This window comes from Sphingomonas sp. P4_D12 (assembly GCF_056401895.1).
In genome coordinates this window covers 22,694-41,018 of the sequence record NZ_JBFUIL010000011.1, presented here as the reverse complement: position 1 = coordinate 41,018, position 18,325 = coordinate 22,694, and the positions used below count along the sequence as shown (strand labels likewise).

The 18,325-nt window shown below is 63.5% G+C and carries 21 protein-coding genes; 6 read left to right on the top strand and 15 right to left on the bottom strand.

The window, feature by feature from the left end:
• Positions 1-112 precede the first annotated feature (112 nt).
• The 7 genes from AC1DSD_RS19105 to AC1DSD_RS19075 form a co-directional block, all read right to left on the bottom strand.
• Entirely contained in the window at positions 113-1,180 is a 1,068-nt protein-coding gene (locus AC1DSD_RS19105) for a cell wall hydrolase (RefSeq protein WP_478032328.1), read from the bottom strand.
• A 368-nt stretch (positions 1,181-1,548) separates the two neighbouring features.
• Positions 1,549-1,896 carry an ATP-dependent Clp protease adapter ClpS gene (clpS, locus tag AC1DSD_RS19100; RefSeq protein ID WP_478032538.1) on the bottom strand — a complete coding sequence of 116 codons (348 nt, stop codon included), beginning with the start codon at positions 1,894-1,896 and terminating at the stop codon, positions 1,549-1,551.
• 811 nt (positions 1,897-2,707) lie between these two features.
• Positions 2,708-3,688 carry a phosphoribosylaminoimidazolesuccinocarboxamide synthase gene (locus AC1DSD_RS19095; RefSeq protein ID WP_478032327.1) on the bottom strand — a complete coding sequence of 327 codons (981 nt, stop codon included), beginning with the start codon at positions 3,686-3,688 and terminating at the stop codon, positions 2,708-2,710.
• Between the two features lie 159 nt (positions 3,689-3,847).
• A complete protein-coding gene (locus AC1DSD_RS19090; RefSeq protein WP_478032325.1) occupies positions 3,848-4,594 on the bottom strand; it encodes a phasin family protein in 747 nt (248 codons plus the stop codon).
• 178 nt (positions 4,595-4,772) lie between these two features.
• Entirely contained in the window at positions 4,773-5,984 is a 1,212-nt protein-coding gene (locus AC1DSD_RS19085; RefSeq protein ID WP_478032323.1) for a diguanylate cyclase domain-containing protein, read from the bottom strand.
• 163 nt (positions 5,985-6,147) lie between these two features.
• Positions 6,148-7,848 carry a PHA/PHB synthase family protein gene (locus AC1DSD_RS19080; protein ID WP_478032322.1) on the bottom strand — a complete coding sequence of 567 codons (1,701 nt, stop codon included), beginning with the start codon at positions 7,846-7,848 and terminating at the stop codon, positions 6,148-6,150.
• Positions 7,848-8,294, bottom strand: coding sequence for a nuclear transport factor 2 family protein (locus AC1DSD_RS19075; RefSeq protein WP_478032320.1), 447 nt, complete (start codon positions 8,292-8,294; stop codon positions 7,848-7,850). The genes AC1DSD_RS19080 and AC1DSD_RS19075 overlap by 1 nt, the downstream gene beginning before the upstream one ends.
• 143 nt (positions 8,295-8,437) lie before the next feature.
• Here AC1DSD_RS19075 and AC1DSD_RS19070 point away from each other — a divergent pair, with 143 nt between their 5' ends.
• Both AC1DSD_RS19070 and AC1DSD_RS19065 read left to right on the top strand, forming a co-directional pair.
• Positions 8,438-9,646, top strand: coding sequence for an LL-diaminopimelate aminotransferase (locus tag AC1DSD_RS19070; RefSeq protein ID WP_478032318.1), 1,209 nt, complete (start codon positions 8,438-8,440; stop codon positions 9,644-9,646).
• 89 nt (positions 9,647-9,735) lie between these two features.
• Positions 9,736-10,512 (top strand): sulfite exporter TauE/SafE family protein, encoded by a 777-nt coding sequence (locus tag AC1DSD_RS19065; RefSeq protein ID WP_478032317.1) that lies wholly within the window; start codon positions 9,736-9,738, stop codon positions 10,510-10,512.
• A 7-nt stretch (positions 10,513-10,519) separates the two neighbouring features.
• Here AC1DSD_RS19065 and AC1DSD_RS19060 read toward each other — a convergent pair whose 3' ends face one another.
• Positions 10,520-11,044 carry a GNAT family N-acetyltransferase gene (locus AC1DSD_RS19060; protein ID WP_478032316.1) on the bottom strand — a complete coding sequence of 175 codons (525 nt, stop codon included), beginning with the start codon at positions 11,042-11,044 and terminating at the stop codon, positions 10,520-10,522.
• Between the two features lie 643 nt (positions 11,045-11,687).
• On the opposite strand from AC1DSD_RS19060, the gene AC1DSD_RS19055 reads away from it, so the two are divergent.
• A complete protein-coding gene (locus AC1DSD_RS19055) occupies positions 11,688-12,353 on the top strand; it encodes an NAD(P)H-dependent oxidoreductase (RefSeq protein WP_478032314.1) in 666 nt (221 codons plus the stop codon).
• 49 nt (positions 12,354-12,402) lie between these two features.
• On the opposite strand, the gene arr is transcribed toward AC1DSD_RS19055, so the two are convergent.
• Positions 12,403-12,819 carry an NAD(+)--rifampin ADP-ribosyltransferase gene (gene arr / locus AC1DSD_RS19050; protein ID WP_478032313.1) on the bottom strand — a complete coding sequence of 139 codons (417 nt, stop codon included), beginning with the start codon at positions 12,817-12,819 and terminating at the stop codon, positions 12,403-12,405.
• A gap of 58 nt (positions 12,820-12,877) precedes the next feature.
• On the bottom strand, positions 12,878-13,843 hold the full coding sequence (locus AC1DSD_RS19045; protein WP_478032312.1) for an alpha/beta fold hydrolase: 966 nt from the start codon (positions 13,841-13,843) through the stop codon (positions 12,878-12,880).
• Between the two features lie 181 nt (positions 13,844-14,024).
• Between AC1DSD_RS19045 and AC1DSD_RS19040 the strand changes: the two genes are divergently transcribed.
• Complete coding sequence (locus tag AC1DSD_RS19040; RefSeq protein WP_478032310.1) at positions 14,025-14,609, top strand: TetR/AcrR family transcriptional regulator; 585 nt, start codon at positions 14,025-14,027, stop codon at positions 14,607-14,609.
• A gap of 10 nt (positions 14,610-14,619) precedes the next feature.
• On the opposite strand, the gene AC1DSD_RS19035 is transcribed toward AC1DSD_RS19040, so the two are convergent.
• The 4 genes from AC1DSD_RS19035 to AC1DSD_RS19020 form a co-directional block, all read right to left on the bottom strand.
• Positions 14,620-14,952 (bottom strand): UrcA family protein, encoded by a 333-nt coding sequence (locus AC1DSD_RS19035; protein ID WP_478032309.1) that lies wholly within the window; start codon positions 14,950-14,952, stop codon positions 14,620-14,622.
• Between the two features lie 198 nt (positions 14,953-15,150).
• On the bottom strand, positions 15,151-15,633 hold the full coding sequence (locus AC1DSD_RS19030; RefSeq protein ID WP_478032308.1) for a hypothetical protein: 483 nt from the start codon (positions 15,631-15,633) through the stop codon (positions 15,151-15,153).
• A gap of 105 nt (positions 15,634-15,738) precedes the next feature.
• Positions 15,739-16,383, bottom strand: a complete 645-nt coding sequence (locus tag AC1DSD_RS19025) for a hypothetical protein (RefSeq protein ID WP_478032307.1) — start codon at positions 16,381-16,383, stop codon at positions 15,739-15,741.
• A complete protein-coding gene (locus AC1DSD_RS19020; RefSeq protein WP_478032306.1) occupies positions 16,380-16,682 on the bottom strand; it encodes a PadR family transcriptional regulator in 303 nt (100 codons plus the stop codon). Before AC1DSD_RS19020 ends, AC1DSD_RS19025 begins: the two co-directional genes overlap by 4 nt.
• A gap of 103 nt (positions 16,683-16,785) precedes the next feature.
• On the opposite strand from AC1DSD_RS19020, the gene AC1DSD_RS19015 reads away from it, so the two are divergent.
• Positions 16,786-17,208 carry an acyl-CoA thioesterase gene (locus AC1DSD_RS19015; RefSeq protein ID WP_478032305.1) on the top strand — a complete coding sequence of 141 codons (423 nt, stop codon included), beginning with the start codon at positions 16,786-16,788 and terminating at the stop codon, positions 17,206-17,208.
• Between the two features lie 116 nt (positions 17,209-17,324).
• Here the strand turns inward: AC1DSD_RS19015 and AC1DSD_RS19010 are convergent, their stop codons facing one another.
• Entirely contained in the window at positions 17,325-17,819 is a 495-nt protein-coding gene (locus AC1DSD_RS19010; RefSeq protein ID WP_478032304.1) for a winged helix-turn-helix transcriptional regulator, read from the bottom strand.
• 145 nt (positions 17,820-17,964) lie between these two features.
• On the opposite strand from AC1DSD_RS19010, the gene AC1DSD_RS19005 reads away from it, so the two are divergent.
• Entirely contained in the window at positions 17,965-18,282 is a 318-nt protein-coding gene (locus AC1DSD_RS19005) for a CC_3452 family protein (RefSeq protein WP_478032303.1), read from the top strand.
• Positions 18,283-18,325 lie beyond the last annotated feature (43 nt).

Sequence of the window (18,325 nt, the reverse complement as noted above, 5' to 3'; positions counted from 1 at the left end):
CCCAGCGAAAGCTGGGATCTCGTGCGGCTCTTGCGTCGCGCCATCGCCAAAGATCCCAGCTTTCGCTGGGATGACGGGAGTTTGGGATGACGGTTGAGGAGCGGGCCCGCCGTTATTTCAGCGGCTTGCCCGAATCCTTCCAGCGGTCGAGGATTTGCGACGCGCCGGGCAGATTGTCCTCGGCCGGCGGCGGCGTTGCGCGGGCGACGCTGGTGTCCTGATATTTGGGCTGGATCAGCGCGATATTGGTGCTCGGCGCCGGTGGCACCGCCAGTCCCGGGACGCCCGGCGCCGGCATCCCCGGCGTATAGGCCGCGAATTGAGTCGATGGCATCGGGGTGAGCGGCGGGGCGATCTTGGCGTGCGGCCCCGGCACCGGCTCGCCGCCGCGATAGCGCGCATTGCTGAACGCGGCCGGCGTGCCCCAATAGCCTTTCCAGCGATGGAAGAAATGCATGCCGATCGCGTCGGTCATCACCAGGCTGCGGTTCCAGGACGGCGTCACGGCATAGGTATGATAGTGCGTCGCGAGCCCGACTCCGCGCACGACATAACCGCTGAGCGCCTCGAGCGCGTAGCGGCGCGCGCGGTCGATCGCCGAGCGCATCGGCACGCGCGCCATCGACCCGTCACAGGCATAGCTGAACTGGCAGCCGGTGCTCTTTTCCGATCCCTGATAGACCACCCCGCAGACGGTCGAGGGAAAGGCCGGGTGGCGGACGCGGTTGAGGATTACCTGGGCGACCGCGCGCTGGCCTTCTTCGCTTTCCGACGCCGCCTCGTAATAGATCGCGGTCGCCAGGCAATCGAGCGCGCGTGCCTTGTCGAGCGCGCTGGCGCCGGCCATCGAGAAGGGCTGGGCCGGGCGCACGGTGCCGTCGGTGTCGGGCGTCAGATCGGCATTGGCCGGAACCGGCAGATCGGGCAACGCGGTGGTGCCGGTGGTGCCAGCGGTCGGCGCCGCCTGCTCCTCGGCGACGAAGAACAGGGCCGCGCCGGGGAAATGATCCTCGCTCTCATAGCCGATCGGCGGCAGCGGCGGTGCCTCGGCCTTGGCCTGGGCAGCATAATAAGCGATCACCGCGGCCTTGGCCGACACGGCGAGCATGGGCACGCCGACCAGTCCCGCGAGCAATGCCACGCGAGTCTGCCGGACCGTCCAGTTGCGCCAATCGATCACGTGCGAGCAATGTCCTTCGTCTCTGCCCGGCACGTCGTCCCGGGCGCGAAGCGCCTTACCGCGAAAAGCTTACCGAAGCGCCCCCGGAATCCGCCGTGTCCCGCGGCGAAACGATTGATGGTTAATGTAATTTTGCGGGGCGGAGGCGCGGCCACGCCCGCGCCGGTGCGCCCGCGCACCGCCCCGCACGGCCGGCGGACGAGGCTAAGCCTCGATCCAGCCGACGGCTTTGCCAGCGGCGTGAAGTTCCGGATAAATCACTTTCCTCGTGTTCCTGCGAAAGCAGGAACCCAGGGTGATGAGGTACTTCGCTGCCCTGGGCTCCTGCTTTCGCAGGAGCACATGAACCGAGGATCAGAGCTTCGAACTCACGCCTTCTCAAGCGTGCATTGCAGCGGGTGCTGGTTCTGCCGCGCGAAGTCCATCACCTGGCTGACCTTGGTCTCGGCGACTTCGTAGCTGAACACGCCGCACACGCCGACGCCCTTTTGGTGGACGTGGAACATCACCCGAGTCGCTTCCTCGGTGGTCATGCGGAAGAAGCGCTGCAGGCAGAGCACGACGAATTCCATCGGCGTATAATCGTCGTTGAGCATCAGCACGCGATAGGGCGTGGGCTGCTTGGTCTTCGTGCGGGTACGCGTGGCGAGCCCGACGCCGGTGTCGTTGTCACCGTCGTTGCCGCTGCCGACCCCATCGGGATCGTTGGCCATCATGAAATCGGGGTTTCGCATATCAGATCGCAAAATATGGCATTGCGGCACGCCGGGGCAAGAGGGTGCGGCGCACGTTAAGTGCTTTTCGTCGTTGGAGAGCGGTAGATGGCGGAATGCTTGGCTGGTCTAGGTGGCAGGCCCATCAAAAGCGGCATGTTGGTAAGCGCCCCATTTGCGGACGATATTCGCTACCGGGATCGCGCCAGGCTAAGCGCCCCCGCCACCAATTCGAGAACTACAGCGACTGACAACGCGACTGCGCAAATCGGGCCCAGAATAACGGGCGCCAATATGACGGCCCAACCGCTAACATCTGCATAGATATAGAGGAAGGAAGCAAAAAACCCGATGGCGGCCCCAAAGCCAGCTGAGCGTATCGCTCTACGAAGATGCCGCCTGGGCAAGTCATCTGCTGCGGCCAAAATCAAAAACGAAACAAGGGTGGCGAACGCCGGAAAGAGGAGGCTGGCAGGGTATTCTCGCACGATCTCAATCATCGCGTTGACCTTTGCTATCTCTCATTGGCCAAGCCCATCGCCGCGACGCCTCTAATCCGCTCTAGCAAAAAGCGCCCTAACAACTGCTTTCGACCAATAGCGGCCGTTCAGCCCCCGCATCGTTGTCGTGCCGGGCTTGTCCCGGCATCCACCATGCCACCCGTCCGTCGGCCGTTGATGGCGGTATATTGCCTGGCGCGTGCTTTCTCCGCGGTCTTCTTTGCAACGACAATCGCTTGGTATTGACCGAAGTAAATAATCAACGCCGAGGAGATCGATATTAGAACGCGACAGTAGCGGCCGACTCGGCGCGTTCAATGCATGTCGAAATATGGCGCCAGATTCGTGCGGATACGCTCCAACACCGTGCCGCTCCCCAGATCGGGCGCGAACGAGCGGCCGGTGATCGTCTCGAAGGCTTCGGCATAGACGGCGGCGGTGCCGGCGATCAGCTCTTGCGGGATTTCGGGGATCGGGTCCCTATAGGGGTCGCACTGCGTGGTCACCCATGACCGCACGAAGTCCTTGTCGAAACTGTCGGGCCGCTCGCCGGCCTCGAAACGCGATTGGTAGCTGGACGCTCGCCAATAACGGCTGCTGTCCGGCGTGTGTATCTCATCCGCCAGAACAATCGCTCCATCGGGCGCGACGCCAAATTCGTACTTCGTATCGGCCAGGATCAGTCCGCGTTCCTCGGCATTCTTCTGTCCACGCGCGAACAGCGCCAGCGCGGTGGCGCTGAGTTCGTCCCATTGCGCCGTGGTCAGCAGCTTGCGCGCGAGGATTTCCGCCGGCGTCAGCGGCTCGTCATGCCCGCCGTCGAACTCCTTGCTGGTCGGCGTGATGATGGGCTCGGCGAGCTTGGCATTGTCGCGCAGTCCATCGGGCAGCGTCATGCCGTACATCGCGCGTTGCCCCTTCTTGTAGAGCGTCAGGATCGAGGTGCCGGTGGTTCCCGCCAGATAGCCGCGCACCACGATCTCGACCGGCAGAATGTCGAGGTGGCGGGCGATCAGGACGTTGGGATCGGGATAATCGAGCACATGATTGGCGCAGATATCGGCCGTCTGCTCGAACCAGAAACGCGCCGTCTGGGTCAGCACTTCCCCCTTGAACGGAATGGCGCAGAGGATGCGATCGAACGCGCTCAGCCTGTCGCTGGCAATGATGATCCGGCGCCCGTCGGCCAAATCGTAATTGTCGCGCACCTTGCCGCGATAATGGTTGGGTAGTTCAGGGATGGCGGCATCGACCAGGACGCGCGACGAGAAGGCGGCGAAATCGATAGACGGCATGCACTGATCCTGGAGGCCCGGCGGGATATTTTGCCTAGCCCGGCCCGCTGACAATGTCAGCCAGCGACGCCATCATCACGAACGAAAAGGCCAAACGAAAAGGGCGGCCGCCGGATGGCGACCGCCCTTTCGATGTCTCACCGAAGGTGAAGGTGACGCTTACGCGGCGACCTTGATCTTCTCGGCGGCGATCGCGACGCGGTTCGAAATCGGCTTGGCGACATCGCCGGCCAGCTTCAGCATCGCTTCGGTGTTCTTCGAGCTCTCGGCGACGAACGAGTCGAACTGGCCACGGACGAAGTCCGCCTGCAGCTTGAAGAACTCGGTCGGCGACTTGACGGCGGCGAAGCCCTTCAGCGCGGCGGTGGTGCCTTCGAACTGCTTGCGCGCATAATCGGCATAATCCTGGCCGAGCGTCTCGAAGCCCTTGGCCGCGATCTTGCCCGACTCGACGAGCGCTTCGACGTTACCCTTGCCGAACTCGTTGATGTCTTCGAACGCCTTGGCGCCCTTTTCGGCCGCGGCCTTCGCCTTGGCGCTGAATTCCGCGAAATAGGCCTGGCCCTTGTCGGCGGCTTCCTTGATGGTGTCGTTCATCTTGATAACTTCCTTTTCGATGGTGGCCGGCGCCTCTTGGGCGGCTGCGGCGACGGTTTCGGTCACTGTTTCGGCAATTTTTTCGACTATCGGGGTCTCGACTGCGGGGGTCTCGACAGGCGCGGTTTCTAGGACGGGCGCCATCGGCTGCTCTACGGCAGGGGTTTCGGCAACGATCGGAGCGGGAGTCGGCACGGGCTTCGTTTCGACGGGAACCGAAGCCGGCTTGGTGGATTTGACAGGCGTGCGCTTCACCGGCGCCTTGGCTGCGGGTTTCGCCGCCTTGGTTACGGGGGTCTTGCTCACCATCACATCCTCCGCGGCATCATTGCTGCATTGCACAAAATAGGGCTTGGAGGGCAAAGGTCAAGCGATTTTTGTGCAGTGCAACATAAGCGTCACAACGGTCACGAAATAGTCGCCTGGCGAAGCTCGAGGCACTGTTCTGGCAGAGCGGTTGCGCCCAGCCCCGTCATCCAATCGCCGGTTAGGCGACTGCCCGCTTGTCGCTCATCCGGTCGTCGGACGTGCAGAAATGGAGCTTGCCTTTCCCGCCGCCCTTGCAGCGGTAAAGCGCCGCGTCGGCGCAGGAGAGCAAGGTTTCCAGTTCGCGGCCGAATTCGGGCATCATGGCGATCCCGACGCTGGCCGAGATGCGTACCCAATCGCCGTCCGCTTCGTACGGCGCGCTCAATTGCCTGATCATCCGTCGCGCCAGCATTTCGGCTTCGCTCCGGTCGCGGACATGCGTCTGCAACACGATGAATTCGTCCCCACCGAGCCGCGCCACGGTATCTTCGGCCCTGACGAGTCCTTCGAGCCGACGCGACACCTGTTGCAGCACCGAATCCCCGGCGAGATGGCCCAGGCCGTCATTGACCGCCTTGAACCCGTCGAGGTCGATGAAATGCAGCGCCAGTTGCTCGCCCTGTGCCGCGGCGATCAGGCTGCTGTCCTGAAAGCGCTCGCGCAGCAGCAGGCGATTGGCCAGACCGGTCAGCGCGTCGAATTTCGCCAGCAACGCCATGTCATGCTCGGCCGTCAGATGCCGTACCGCCGACCGATAGAGATGCCTGACCGATTGCAGGCTGAGCATGGTGATCATCGCAACAAGGAAAGCTTCGGTGGCGAACAGCGGAGCGTGAAGTTCGATCGGGTTCGGCTCGACGGCGTGAACGGCGAGCGCGGCGACGGTCGGCACGGTCGCAAGCAACAGGCTGATCACGCAGATCACCGGGCGGATCGAAATCCGGGAAACGATGCCCGCGCCGAAGCCGAACACCAGGCTCACCGTGATCAGGTGCAGGAGCGGGAAATGGTAGTTCAGGACGTAGACATTGAGCAGACCAAGCAGGGCCCCGAACGCATAGGCGCCGATTGCGTACCGCAATTCCCAGCGGCCGAGCTCGGCGTCGGCGACGGGACGCGCGCGGTCATAGGCGCGCAGGACCAGCAGCCGGACGACCGTGAGCAGCGCCGCGGCCAGCGCCAGGAAGGCGATGACCGGATCCTGCCATTCGCGCGCGACGAGACCCGCGATCGCCGCCGTCACGATGCCCATACCGAGAATCGGCAGCCGCATGTCGAACAGCGTGTCGATGAATTCGCGACGGACCGGTGCGGGAAGCGGGACTTCCTGAAGAAGGAGCCTGATGCTCCGCCGCCGATCCCGCGACAAGCGTTGGTCGGAACGTCTCACGCCCCCAGTTTAGGCGGAGTTGGTTAACACATCGCATCCTCCGCCTCGGGAAATACACAGGTGTTTGAGCGATTTACCGGCGCAAGTCGCGCTGCTCGCGCGACCTGGCCCGTCAACCGCCGGGTAAGGCAGGCCGATCGGCCGACTCGTGCCGCGCCCGATCCTATCGCGCGCGGACATACTCTCCCGGAGCATCGGCGATCGCCGGGCGCTTCTTGCCCTCGCCGGGCTCGCGCGCGCCCTTGACCTTGACCTCGGTCGCGTCTTGCTCGCGCAGCCAGCCGATCCAGTCGGGCCACCAGCTGCCCTTGGTCTCGGTTGCCCCGGCGACGAACTCGGCCAGGGTCGCGGCGGGCGTGTCGTTGGTCCAATATTGATATTTGCCCGCGGCGGGCGGGTTGACCACCCCGGCGATATGGCCCGAGCCCGCCAGCACGAACTTGAGCGGTCCGGCGAACAGATGGGTGATCTTCCACACGCTCTCGGCCGGGGCGATATGGTCCTCGCACCCCGCCTGGATATAGCTCGGCGTCGCGACCCTGGTCAGGTCGATCGGCGTGCCGGCGATCGCCAATGCCCCCGGCCGCACCAGCAGATTGTCGCGATAGAGATCGGTCAAATACGACAAATGCCATTTCGCCGGCAGGTTGGTGGTGTCGCCGTTCCAGTGGAGCAGGTCGAACGGCGCATAATCCTGGCCCATCAGGTAATTGTTGGCGACATAATTCCAGATCAGGTCGCGGCCGCGCAGCAGGTTGAAGGTCAGCGCCATGTAGCGCCCGTCGAGATACCCCTCGGGCGACAATTGCCTGATCATGTCGAGCTGGGCGTCGTCGACGAAATTGAGCAGGTCGCCGGCATCGGCGAAGTCGACTTGCGCGGTGAAGAAGGTCGCGGTCCTGACCTTGTCCGCTTCGCTCTTGGCGGTCAGATAAGCGAGCGTCGCGGCGAGTGTCGTGCCCGCGACGCAATAGCCGATCGCGTGTACCGCCTCGACATCGAGCTGGTCGCGGATCACGTCGATCGCCTCGATCTGGGCGAGCACGTAATCGTCCCAGCTGGTGTCGATCAGGCTGGCATCGGCCGATTTCCACGACACCATGAACACCGACAGCCCCTGATCGACCGCCCAGCGGATGAAGCTCTTTTCGGGCGTCAGATCGAGGATGTAGAAGCGGTTGATCCAGGGCGGGAAGATCACCAGCGGCGTCGCCAGCACGGACTCGGTGGTCGGCGTATAGTGGATCAGTTCGAACAACGGGCTGCGATAGATCACCTTGCCCGGCGTGGTCGCGAGATTGCGCCCGACCTCGAACGCCTCGGCATCGGTATGCGTCAGCTGCCCCTTGCTCAGATCGTTGAGCATGTTGGACAGGCCCTTGAGCAAATTCTCGCCGCGCGTCTCGATCGTCTTCTGGATCACGTCGGGATTGGTGAAGGCGAAGTTGGACGGGCTCATCGCGTCGATCACGCCTTGGGTCGCGAAGCGGAATTGCTCGCGCTGTTTGGGATCGAGCCCTTCGATCGCATCGACCTGTTTCAGCATCTGGTCGGCGATCATCAGATAGGATTGGCGGATCCAGTCGAACACCGGATTCTGCCAGGCTTCGGACTTGAAGCGCCTATCCTTGATCGCGGCCTGCGCGCCATCGGCGGCCTGGGGATCGAGGAAGCGCTGCCATAATTTGAGGCTGTCCGACCAGAAATCGCCGACCCGCGCCAGGGTCGCCGGATCGTTGAACCCCGGGATCACCGGCATGCCCGCGCCCAGCCCCGCCTCGAGCATCATCTGCTGCGCCCGGCCCATCACCCAGGTCCAGTGCTGCATATCCTCCAGGCTGGGTACGTCGGTCTGGTCGGCCATCATTGTCCCCCGGCGAAGGTCTGCATGCGCTGAACGCGCCATCCTCCCTTAAGGCACCGCCACTCCGCGCGATAGCGCCCACCGGTCGCGAAGGCCTCGTTCTTTGGGTCGTTGCCGCGCTGGCGGAACTCGCCGATCGAGCGCCAGCCACTGGCGGTCCGCTCAATGCTATCGACCGTCATCACCTGCTCGCCGAGCTTGTAGCCGCCGAACCCGGCCAGGAACGCCTCGATCTCCCTGGGGCCGGTGACCGGCTCGCCTTTCGGCCCGACCAGCACCCCGTCGGCGGCATAGAGTGAAGCGGTGCGGCGCGGGTCCATCGCCCGCGCGACATCGGCATAATGACCGACCGCCGCGTCCAGCGCGACTCCATGACAGCGAGGAGCATTGGTGGGCGGCGCTTCGCTGGCGACGGTGGCCGCTGCGACGAGCATCAGGGCAATCATCTTGTTTCTCCACCGGTTACTCGATGGCGAACGCGGCAACCCCGCTTTTGTCTCCGCTTTACGGCACGGATCGCCGCATCCGGAACAACGCGGTTTCGCGGCCCCCCGCTTATGCCCTAAGGAGAAGGCGAAAGGAGTTTTGAATGTCCGACGATTTCTACCGCATCAAGCGTCTGCCGCCTTACGTCATTGCCGAGGTCAACGGCATGCGGGCAGCAGCGCGCGCGGCAGGCGAGGACATTATCGACCTGGGCATGGGCAATCCCGATTTACCGCCGCCGCAGCATGTCATCGACAAGCTCTGCGAGGTCGCGCAAAAGCCCGACGCGCATGGCTATTCGCAGTCCAAGGGCATTCCCGGGCTGCGCCGCGCCCAGGCCAATTATTATGGCCGCCGCTTCGGCGTCGATCTCGATCCCGAGACCGAAGTCGTGGTGACGATGGGGTCGAAAGAAGGGCTGGCCAGCCTGGCGACCGCGATCACCGCGCCGGGCGACGTCGTGCTCGCGCCCAATCCGAGCTACCCGATCCATACGTTCGGCTTCATCATCGCCGGCGCCACGATCCGCGCGGTGCCGACCACGCCCGACGAGCATTATTTCGAGAGCCTGGAGCGCGCGATCGCGTTCACCGTGCCGCGCCCGTCGATCCTGGTGGTCAATTACCCGTCCAACCCGACCGCCGAGACGGTCGACCTGGCATTCTACGAGCGCCTCGTCGCCTGGGCGAAGGAGAACCAGGTCTGGATCCTGTCCGACCTGGCCTATTCGGAGCTCTATTTCGACGGCAAGCCGACCGTGTCCATCCTCCAGGTCAAGGGCGCCAAGGACATCGCGATCGAGTTCACCAGCCTGAGCAAGACCTATTCGATGGCCGGCTGGCGGATGGGGTTCGCGGTCGGCAATCGCAAGCTGATCGCGGCGATGACGCGGGTAAAATCCTATCTCGATTACGGCGCCTTCACCCCGATCCAGGCCGCCGCCTGCGCCGCGCTCAACGGACCGCAGGATATCGTCGAGAAGAACCGCTTGCTCTACCACAAGCGCCGCGACGTATTGGTCGAAAGCTTCGGCCGCGCCGGCTGGGATATTCCCAGCCCGCCGGCGAGCATGTTCGCCTGGGCACCGCTGCCGCCCGCGCTCACGCACTTAGGCAGCCTTGAGTTCTCCAAACAATTGCTGACTCACGCCAAGGTCGCGGTCGCGCCAGGGGTGGGATATGGCGAGAATGGGGAAGGGTACGTGCGCATTGCGATGGTCGAGAATGAGCAGAGGCTCCGCCAGGCGGCACGCAACGTGCGGCGCTACCTGCAGTCGATGGGGGTCAACACCCCGGCGAGCAATAGTGGCTGAACGGGCGCAACCCGTTCTTCCCTCCTCGATCCGCCCGGTCGCCGCGGCGGCGCACGCCGGCCAAATCTCGTGACGCCGCGTACCGGGCAATGACGATCAACCTGCTCTATTCGCTCGCCGGCGTGCTGGTCGGGCTGGTCGTCGGGTTGACCGGGGTCGGTGGCGGATCGCTGATGACGCCGTTGCTGGTGCTGGTGTTCGGTTTCCACCCGACCACCGCGGTCGGCACCGACTTGCTCTATGCCTCGGCGACCAAGACGGTCGGGACCACCGTCCATGGCTGGCGCGGCACGGTCGACTGGCGCGTCGTCGCGCGGCTGGCGATCGGCAGCGTGCCGGCGACGATCGTGACCCTGCTTGTCCTCAGCCAGGCGGGCCCGGCTTCCGCGACGACCGGGCACGTCATGTCGATGATCCTGGGCGTGACCTTGCTGCTGTCGGCGGCGGCGACCCTGTTGCGCGGACGCATCGTCGCCTATTTGACGCCGCGCTTCGGCACGATGAGCCCGCGCAAACTGGCGGGATCGACCATCCTGCTGGGCGCAGTGCTGGGGCTGCTGGTCTCGCTCACCTCGGTAGGCGCCGGCGCGCTGGGGATGACCGCGTTGCTGATCCTCTACCCGGCATTGCCAGTCAACCGGCTGGTCGGCTCCGACATCGCGCATGCCGTGCCGCTGACGTTGCTCGGCGGCATCGGCCATTGGATACTCGGATCGGTCGATGGCGCGCTATTGGTGTCGCTGCTGATCGGATCGATCCCCGGGATCATCGTCGGCAGCCTGATCGCCAGCCGCGTGTCGGACCGCGTGCTCGGCCCGATCCTGGCGGTGGTGCTCGCGCTGGTCGGGGTGCGGTTGCTGTTCTGAGGACCCGTTAGGCGCGAGCGTGCGAGCGGCTGACCAGCACCAGCGTGGGATCGCCCGGATAATCGCTGATCACGAACCCCATATCGCGCTCGAGTTCTATTGCCTCGTGGTTGTCGCGGCTTTCGATCGATTCCAGCGAGCGCAGTCCCTTGGTGTCCGCATAACGGGCGATATGGGCAAGCAGCTCCCAGCCGATGCCATGATGCTTGTGATCTTCGCGGACCGCGATCGCCACCTCTCCGTGATCGAAGCTCTTGTCGCAGGCGAGCATGCCGGAGGCGACCATCATCGACCCATCGGCCGTGAAGACCAGAAAGTTCTCACTGAACAGATGGTCGGGATGGGTAAGCATCGCGATCTGACTGGGCGAAACCTCGTTGATGCCGGTGAGAAAACGAAACCGGAGATCCGGCCGACTTACGTGACTGAAGAAGTCCTTGATCGTGTAATCGTCATCGACACTCACGGGTCGAACGTGAAACCGCGCGCCGGTGCGAGTCGTGATGAACGTATCGAGGCCTGGATTATTCACGTCGGTTACCTTGGTAGGCGCACGCGGGACGGTTGGTTGGGGCGATCGTCGTTGGACAGCGTGCGCAGCGGAGATTCGCGCGGGATATTGATCGGCCCCGACGCAGATCGGTTGTCCGTCGTTACCACATTTCCTGCCGCGACCTGTAGTAATTCTACCATAAATTAAAATCGACCTCCGCTCATGACAATTTAAAATTTAACTTACCCACGAAACATTTATTGAAAATACCATACTAGACTGGGTTGAAACTCAAATAAAAATGCCGAGGCTCGTCACGGATGACTCGCAAAAACTTACTCCTTTTTGCGACTCAATCGGCAGGCCCACCGGGCGCGATTAGGTCTTTAGATGCGCAGCGCCTATGAAGCTCCATCGCTGACGCATTTTTCGAGGCATCCAGCGACTGAGAGACCACGATGCTCCCGCTTAACGGGAGTTCCCTGTGACCAATTCGATATACCGGACAAGCGCGCCTTAGCTGAGGAGGGCGCCACCGCAGCCGCAGTTCATCAAGAGACTGCAGGCCTCCCTGACCGTTCGCAGGCCTGATGAAGGCCGATGCATCAGCGCGTGTAACTGTGGCTAAACCCGTCAAACGAGACGGTTACGGCCGCAACCGTGAGAAATTTGGAGCCGATCGATGAGTACCGCCCCCGCCTTAGCACCGGCACAGCTGCCGCTTCGTCATCTGCTGGTGTACGTGAATCCGTCTTCCGACAGCTTCAATCGCGCCATGGTCGAGACCTATAGCAAGGAAGCGGAGGTCCGCGGGCAGGACGTCGTGGTGCGCGATCTTTACGCAATGAATTTCGACCCGGTGCTGAGAGCGGAAGAACGCCCGCTTCACGATGCGTGGACCTCCTCGCCGGATGTCGCGGCCGAGCTTGCGTTGCTAATGTCATGCGACATTCTGGTGCTCATCTACGCGATCTGGTTTGGTTTGCCGCCGGCGATGCTGAAGGGATATGTCGATCGCGTACTCGGCGCGGGCTATTCGTTTCGCGACATGGTCGGCCAGGTCGGTCAGCATGCGTTGAAAGGAAAACCGCTGCTCTCGTTCAGCACGTCCGGCACATCGCATCCCTGGCTCGACACGCAAGGGCAGGAGGTGTCACTCCGCGAAATATTCGACGTCTACCTCTGGCGCGGATTTGCCATGAAGCAGAGCGAACATATCATGATCGACAATGTCGTTCCGAACATCAGCGCGCATTATGCGGCAGAACAGCTGGAACGGGTTCGGCAGACTGCTGAGCGCACGTGCGCCATGTTGGCTGACCAGCGCGCGCCTTGCGCCGCCGAGTAGCTTTCCACGGGCTCGCCAGACGAGTGGCCCGACATTACGGCGACGGATCCTAGTCCTCGATGATCGTGTCGCTGCCTTCCTGCTTCATGCGGGCGAGATTGTCCTTCATCTCCTGGAGTCGCTCGGGGGAATGGCCGACCCAGTCCTCGACCTCGCCGGTGATCCGTAGCGGATCGGCCGAGCGGTAGGATGCGGTCATGTTGCCGGGGAGCCTCTTGTCGGTGAGATTCGGATCGTCCTCGAATGGACCGGTCGGCTCGACAATGAAGATGCGGCCCCGGCCTTCGCCTTTGGCAAGCTCCGCGCCCCAGGTCGCCGCTTCGAGCGTCGCGGTAAAATAGATGTGTTTCAGCCCGCGCTCGACGAAATTGCTTCCGAAGCCCGGTCGCAGGAGGCTTCCGATCTCGAGTTCGGCCTTGGTACCGTGATAGAAGAGAGTCCCAGGGGGAACGTCCTTGGCATACATTAGCGCCTCCTCAGGCTGGGTCGGCGGCAGCAACGATCTGCTCGACCGGGCGGCGCTGCTAGATCGACCACAAGGTTCGCGCTTCCTCGGCGAGAAGATCCGGATGCTCCTCCGGCCAGAACAAGCGGCCGCCGTCGACAAGGCGTATTCCGCGCGACTTGGGCAAAGTGCGATCGAGCCACTCCGCCCATTTGATCGGGAACAATGGGTCGGCCGTTCCCCAAACCATCCGCGTCGGCGCCTCACAGCGTTCGAGCAATGGCTTGATCGCGACAAGCGGATTGGGGTCGAACGCGGCCAGATAGCGGTTGAGCTGGGCTCTTCTTGGCGGCGAGGCGATAAGCGGGCGGAGGCTGTATTCGATCGCCTCATCGCTGAAATTCGCGGGGTCGACATAGGCACCGCCTCCGATCCCTTGCGGAGACCTGGCATAGGATCGATCCGCCAGGTGTCGCTCGATCTTCTTGTCGTACACGCCGTCGCGAGCCTGCTGGATCGAATTGCGCATTTGCGGCGGCGGGCTGTTCTCGTGAACGTCGCAATTGGTCAGAATGACGGTGCGAATTCTGCGGGGATGCTGCGCCATGAGAAGCTGCGCAATGGTGCCGCCGCTATCGTTGGCGATCAGGTCGACGGCCGGGATGGAAAGCCGGTCGAGAAACGCCACGAGCATGTCGGCCTGGGCACGAGGGGAGAGATCCTGCCCCTCGGCCACTTCCGAATAGCCCAGCCCCATCAGGTCCGGCGCGAGACATCGCCGCCGGTTGGCCAGGCGTTGCAAAGCGCCGCGCCACTGAAAGCCGCTGAGCGGAAAACCGTGGATGAACAGGGCGGCGGGACCGCGTCCGCGTTCGACAAAGGCGATGCGCCCGAACGGTGTGGAAACATATCGCCGCGACGCGTGATACGCCGCCGCATCCAATCTGGTCGGCACGCTTTTCTTGTCGCGGCCCGATGCGCCCGCGGGGAACGCAAGGATTCCCGCGGCGACGAAAGACGCTTGAACAAACTGCCTGCGATCCATCGCGCTCTCCCTTCGCGGCCGATCAGATGGGGTGATGTACGTCGTTCGATCGAGTCCTTGAGCCGCGCGGACGGCTACCATTGCGGTCAAGGCTCGCCTTGACACCCCAAGCAAACGGAGGAATATCCTCCGATTATGAAAGCGTCAAGGAGGTCGGCGGGAAACCAGCCGCGGGTGCACGGTGCGGGCTGATGCGCGAAAGAACCGGCAACGGCTGATCGACGTCGCTGTCGAATTGGTTCTGGAAGTTGGCGGCGCGCCGGCGCGAGACGCGATCGCCGAACGCGCCGGGGTTGGCATCGGAACGCTCTACCGGCACTTCCCCGACCAACAGTCGCTACTCCATGCCGCCACGCGTCACGTGCTGGAAAAGAGCATCGGTGCCGGAGAGGCCCTGATCGAAACCGTTCCCGACTGCGTCGACGCGCTTCGCCAATATATGCACATGGCCCTGGATAACGGCATCGGCGCGGTGAACATTCTCCATCCGCTTCTGGAGAAACCGGACTGGCCCGACCTCCGTGTCCGTGCGGCCAGGCTCATGAAATCCCTGGTCGGCCGCGCCATGCGGGAGGGTTCTCTCCGCGATGATCTGTCCGAGCGTGATATCGTGTTCGGCTTGACGCGCTTCGCGCGGCCGTTGGCAGTGGGATTGCCGCCGGACGAAGAGCGATCGCTCGCGCATCGGCACCTCGATTTCTACCTCGACGGGCTGTGCGCGCGGAATCCTGGCCCGCCGGAGCCGGCCATCTCGGAGGTACGGTGATACGTGGCGTTCAGAGGTCGCGGCCACGGAGGCCTGCCTCGCGCCGGGCGATCGCATAGGCCCGGCGGGTCGACGGCGTCATGCGGTACATGATTTCCGAACGCATCATGTCGGAGCAATACCAGGGGTCTTCGCGCGATTCGATCGGCGTGATCTCCGCGCCGTGAAGCCGGCAGAATTGATGCGCCGCCGCGGCGACGCGCTGCCGGAGCGCGGCCCTTCCGCCTACCGTGGTCAGGGTGAGATCGGTTATTTCGACCGTCACATGCGGTTCCGGTGCTGGCGGCGGCAGCGTTGCACATGCCCCGAGCGACAGAGCCGCGAGCATTGCCATCCGTTGCATGTCGATCTCCTGCGATGGGCAAGCCGGCAGCGTGGCGTGAAACACGCTGCCGGCTGGCGAGTGGAAATTGGTCAGGTGGCGGTCAGCCGCCTTGCCTGATCTTCAATCGGGAGCGCGCGCGGGTCACGTGCTCGGAAATGACTGTCGGCCAGGAGCAGCGGGCGGTGGGGACAATTCGGACCGCCCGCTTCCCCGACGCTATCGTACCCAGCGGAAGCGGCTGACCATGGGCTTGCCGTCGTCGCCGACGAAGGTCGCATTCTCGATCATTTCGCTGCCATCCGCCGACACTGTATAGACCCGCACCGACGCGAGAGTGCCGCCCTTGGTCAATCCCATGACCAATGTGCCTGGCGAAGGAGTCGTCATCGCGACGCTGTCGGCGACGGTCTGATCGCCGGCGATCGGGACGGCTTTGCCGTCGAGCCGTTCGCGCGAGGTCATGCGCCGCGCGCTGCCGTCTTTTGCCGTGATCACATAAGTGGTGTCCCAGATGCCGGCGCCGCCATCGGCAAATTCCGCCGTCACGCTGGCGGGAGCCGCATCGCCTGACGCCGGTATCGAAGCAGTGTCGAGCTTCCACTGGCCGAGGAAGGGCGACGAGGCGGGTTGCTGCGCCGGGGCCGCCATGGCCGGGACCGACGCGACCGCGACTGCGATCATCGCGAGAGGCATTTTCATCTCTGGTCTCCTTCTACACTGCGTTGAAAGAAAGACGCACGTCTCCCCGGCGGGCGGCCCGCCGCCCGGTTCAATCTCGACGTCGCAAAACGAATTCCCGAAAAGTTACGCGGCCGATGTGCCGGGCGGCGCTCCGGCGAACAGGTCCGCCTGCCATCGGAAGAGACACCAGCTCGCTGCGAGTTCGATCGCGAGCGCCGCCATCGGAAGCAGCAGGAAGGCCGTGTCGAGAAACAGGACGGTGGTGAACAGGACAAGCGAGACCGTGGCCGCGCTGTTGATGCGCGCCAGGGTGCCGACGCGCGCCCAATCGCGCTCGAGGATGAACCAGGGCATCAGCAAATGCCCGGCGATGAGTCCCCAGATCAGGATCGCCAAAGACGGGGCAAAGCCACGGTTCCAGGGCGTCAGCAACGGCGAATGCTCGCCGCTTCCTGCGAGCCATCCGGATATCCCGGCATGCCCCGACGGTAGAAAGGGGAAGCCAGCGCCCGTGCCCACAACCAGCAGCGCGACGATCGGGAGGAGTCCCAGCGCGACGGCATGGCTGGTCAGCGTAAACCGCCCATCGGCATGCTTGGGCATGTCGCGCAGCGCGCCCTTAAGGCAACCAAATGCGAAGGCAAGCGGCCTGCCATCGTCGATCGCGACCTCGAATTCGGCATGCATCGCCAGCGCCCAGTCGCGGCGACGATCGCCAAGACAGGCCTGCGCCAAGGCCATCACGGCACAAGCAAGTTTCGCCGTCATACCGGCACCTCCTTGAATCCCGACAAACCCCGATCCCCGACCGTTTCCCGCGCGAGTGCGAGACCCTGCGCCGTCAGCCGATAAGCGTGCCGCGGCGGCCTGCCGGGCTGCGCCGGCTCGCGCCATTCCGCCTCGACCAGACCCTGATCGGTCATGCGCATCAGCAACGGGTAGAGCGTGCCGGACAGAAGCCCGGTTTCCTTCATGATGTCATAGCCGTGGCGCCACTCACGAGGGCTCGCCGACAGCGCATCGAGGAGCCGGATCATCTGTTTCGAAGGGCGACGATTGGTAGCCATGTATCGAATACAACATATGTAGATTTATGAGTCAAGACGGTGGAACGAACGGACGCGATCGATCGAACTGGCGGTCTCGTAACGCACACGATATGCGCCAGGCATGACTCGTCCCGGCTTTGCCTTCTCCACCCCGATCAAGGTCCGCTATGCCGAGATTGACGGGCAAAAGGTCGTCTTCAACTCGCGCTATCTCGAATATGCCGATGTCGCCGGGACCGAATTCTGGGAATGGACCGGGATCGCCGATGCGCTGGGGCCGGTCTGGACCGAGACCGAATTCCACGTCCGCCATGCCGAGGTCGAGTTCCTCAAGCCCTTCTCTTACGGCGACGTGATCCTTGCTTATGCCAAGGTCGAGCGGCTCGGGTCGACCAGCATGACGCAAGTGTTCGAACTCTGCCATGCCGCGACCGGCGAACTCCATTCGATCGTGCGGCTGGTCACGGTCAACGTCCATTTGCCGACCGGTCAGCCGGTGCCGATTCCGGAGGCGATCCGGGAATTCATCGGGAAATTGGGGTGAGTTGAAATCCTCCCCGGAACGGGGAGGGGTAGGGATGGGGGAGGCTTCGTAGAGTGCAGCGCTTGGCGCACTACCCCACCCCAACCCCTCCCCTGAAGGGGAGGGGCTTTTTATCGCTATTCCGCCGCCTGCTGCAGCGGCTCGACGTCACCGACCACGTCTTCGAGCAGCGCCCAGTGCATGTCGCCCTTGTTGAGCACGCGTCCGTCGTGCGACAGGACCTCGACCGGCCGGATGCGCCGCATGTCGCGCGCATCGACCAGCACCGGCTCCGCCGGCACGCCGGTTTCCCAGCGCTCGCCCCATTGCCGCAGCGCGACCATCGTCGGCAGCAAAGCCATGCCCTTGTCGGTCAGCCGGTACTGGATCTTGCGGCGATCCTCGGGCATCGCCTCGCGAGTCAGGATCTCATGCTCGACCAGCCGCGCGAGGCGGTTGGCCAGGATATTGCGCGCGATGCCGAGCTCCGACTGGAACTCCTCGAAATGGTGCAGGCCGTTGAACGCGGCGCGCAGGATCATGAAGCTCCAGCGCTCGCCCATCGCCACGAGTGCCGCCGAAAGGCCGCATTCGGCGAGCTCGCGCAGCGGCTCCCTCAGGTGTCCGCCCATCAGAATTCCTCTCTATGCATCGAAGCGTATCCCATTTCCCGCGTCATGAAAATGCCATGTAGATTTTTAGTTGCAACTGAAAACCTAATACACTAGGTGGTGATTCGCAACCTATTGTGCGTTGCAACGGACGTAGGAGGAAAACATGTCCCGCATTGCCCCCAGGATTCTCGCCGCCATCGCCGTCGCCATGGTCAGCACCACCGTCGCCGTCGCGCAGCCCCAGGGTCCCGGTTACTACACCGCCACCCCCGTCGAGGCGCCGACCAAGACCAGCCTGATCACGCGCGACACCGTGTGGAAGTTCCATGACGGCGCGTTCGCCGCCGCCAAGGCGCCGGAGCGCGACATCGTATTGTGCCAGCTCGTCGCGCAGCGCGTCGGCAAGCTGACCTCGTTCACCGTCGGCGGCCAGGCGCTCGACGCCGACACGCTGTCAAAGTGCAACGCCAAGGCCCAGTAAGCCTGTCACGATCATACATCCCCTCGTTGGCCGCGCGCCTTTA

Coding starts and splice junctions, on each gene's coding strand:
- AC1DSD_RS19090 (WP_478032325.1), bottom strand. CDS start 4,594: ATGGTGAGCAAGACCCCCGTAACCAAGGCGGCGAAACCCGCAGCCAAG.
- AC1DSD_RS19015 (WP_478032305.1), top strand. CDS start 16,786: ATGACTCGTCCCGGCTTTGCCTTCTCCACCCCGATCAAGGTCCGCTAT.
- AC1DSD_RS19005 (WP_478032303.1), top strand. CDS start 17,965: ATGTCCCGCATTGCCCCCAGGATTCTCGCCGCCATCGCCGTCGCCATG.
- AC1DSD_RS19030 (WP_478032308.1), bottom strand. CDS start 15,633: ATGAAAATGCCTCTCGCGATGATCGCAGTCGCGGTCGCGTCGGTCCCG.
- AC1DSD_RS19065 (WP_478032317.1), top strand. CDS start 9,736: ATGACGATCAACCTGCTCTATTCGCTCGCCGGCGTGCTGGTCGGGCTG.
- clpS (WP_478032538.1), bottom strand. CDS start 1,896: ATGATGGCCAACGATCCCGATGGGGTCGGCAGCGGCAACGACGGTGAC.
- AC1DSD_RS19010 (WP_478032304.1), bottom strand. CDS start 17,819: ATGGGCGGACACCTGAGGGAGCCGCTGCGCGAGCTCGCCGAATGCGGC.
- AC1DSD_RS19025 (WP_478032307.1), bottom strand. CDS start 16,383: ATGACGGCGAAACTTGCTTGTGCCGTGATGGCCTTGGCGCAGGCCTGT.
- AC1DSD_RS19045 (WP_478032312.1), bottom strand. CDS start 13,843: ATGGATCGCAGGCAGTTTGTTCAAGCGTCTTTCGTCGCCGCGGGAATC.
- AC1DSD_RS19055 (WP_478032314.1), top strand. CDS start 11,688: ATGAGTACCGCCCCCGCCTTAGCACCGGCACAGCTGCCGCTTCGTCAT.
- AC1DSD_RS19080 (WP_478032322.1), bottom strand. CDS start 7,848: ATGGCCGACCAGACCGACGTACCCAGCCTGGAGGATATGCAGCACTGG.
- AC1DSD_RS19075 (WP_478032320.1), bottom strand. CDS start 8,294: ATGATTGCCCTGATGCTCGTCGCAGCGGCCACCGTCGCCAGCGAAGCG.
- AC1DSD_RS19070 (WP_478032318.1), top strand. CDS start 8,438: ATGTCCGACGATTTCTACCGCATCAAGCGTCTGCCGCCTTACGTCATT.
- arr (WP_478032313.1), bottom strand. CDS start 12,819: ATGTATGCCAAGGACGTTCCCCCTGGGACTCTCTTCTATCACGGTACC.
- AC1DSD_RS19095 (WP_478032327.1), bottom strand. CDS start 3,688: ATGCCGTCTATCGATTTCGCCGCCTTCTCGTCGCGCGTCCTGGTCGAT.
- AC1DSD_RS19020 (WP_478032306.1), bottom strand. CDS start 16,682: ATGGCTACCAATCGTCGCCCTTCGAAACAGATGATCCGGCTCCTCGAT.
- AC1DSD_RS19035 (WP_478032309.1), bottom strand. CDS start 14,952: ATGCAACGGATGGCAATGCTCGCGGCTCTGTCGCTCGGGGCATGTGCA.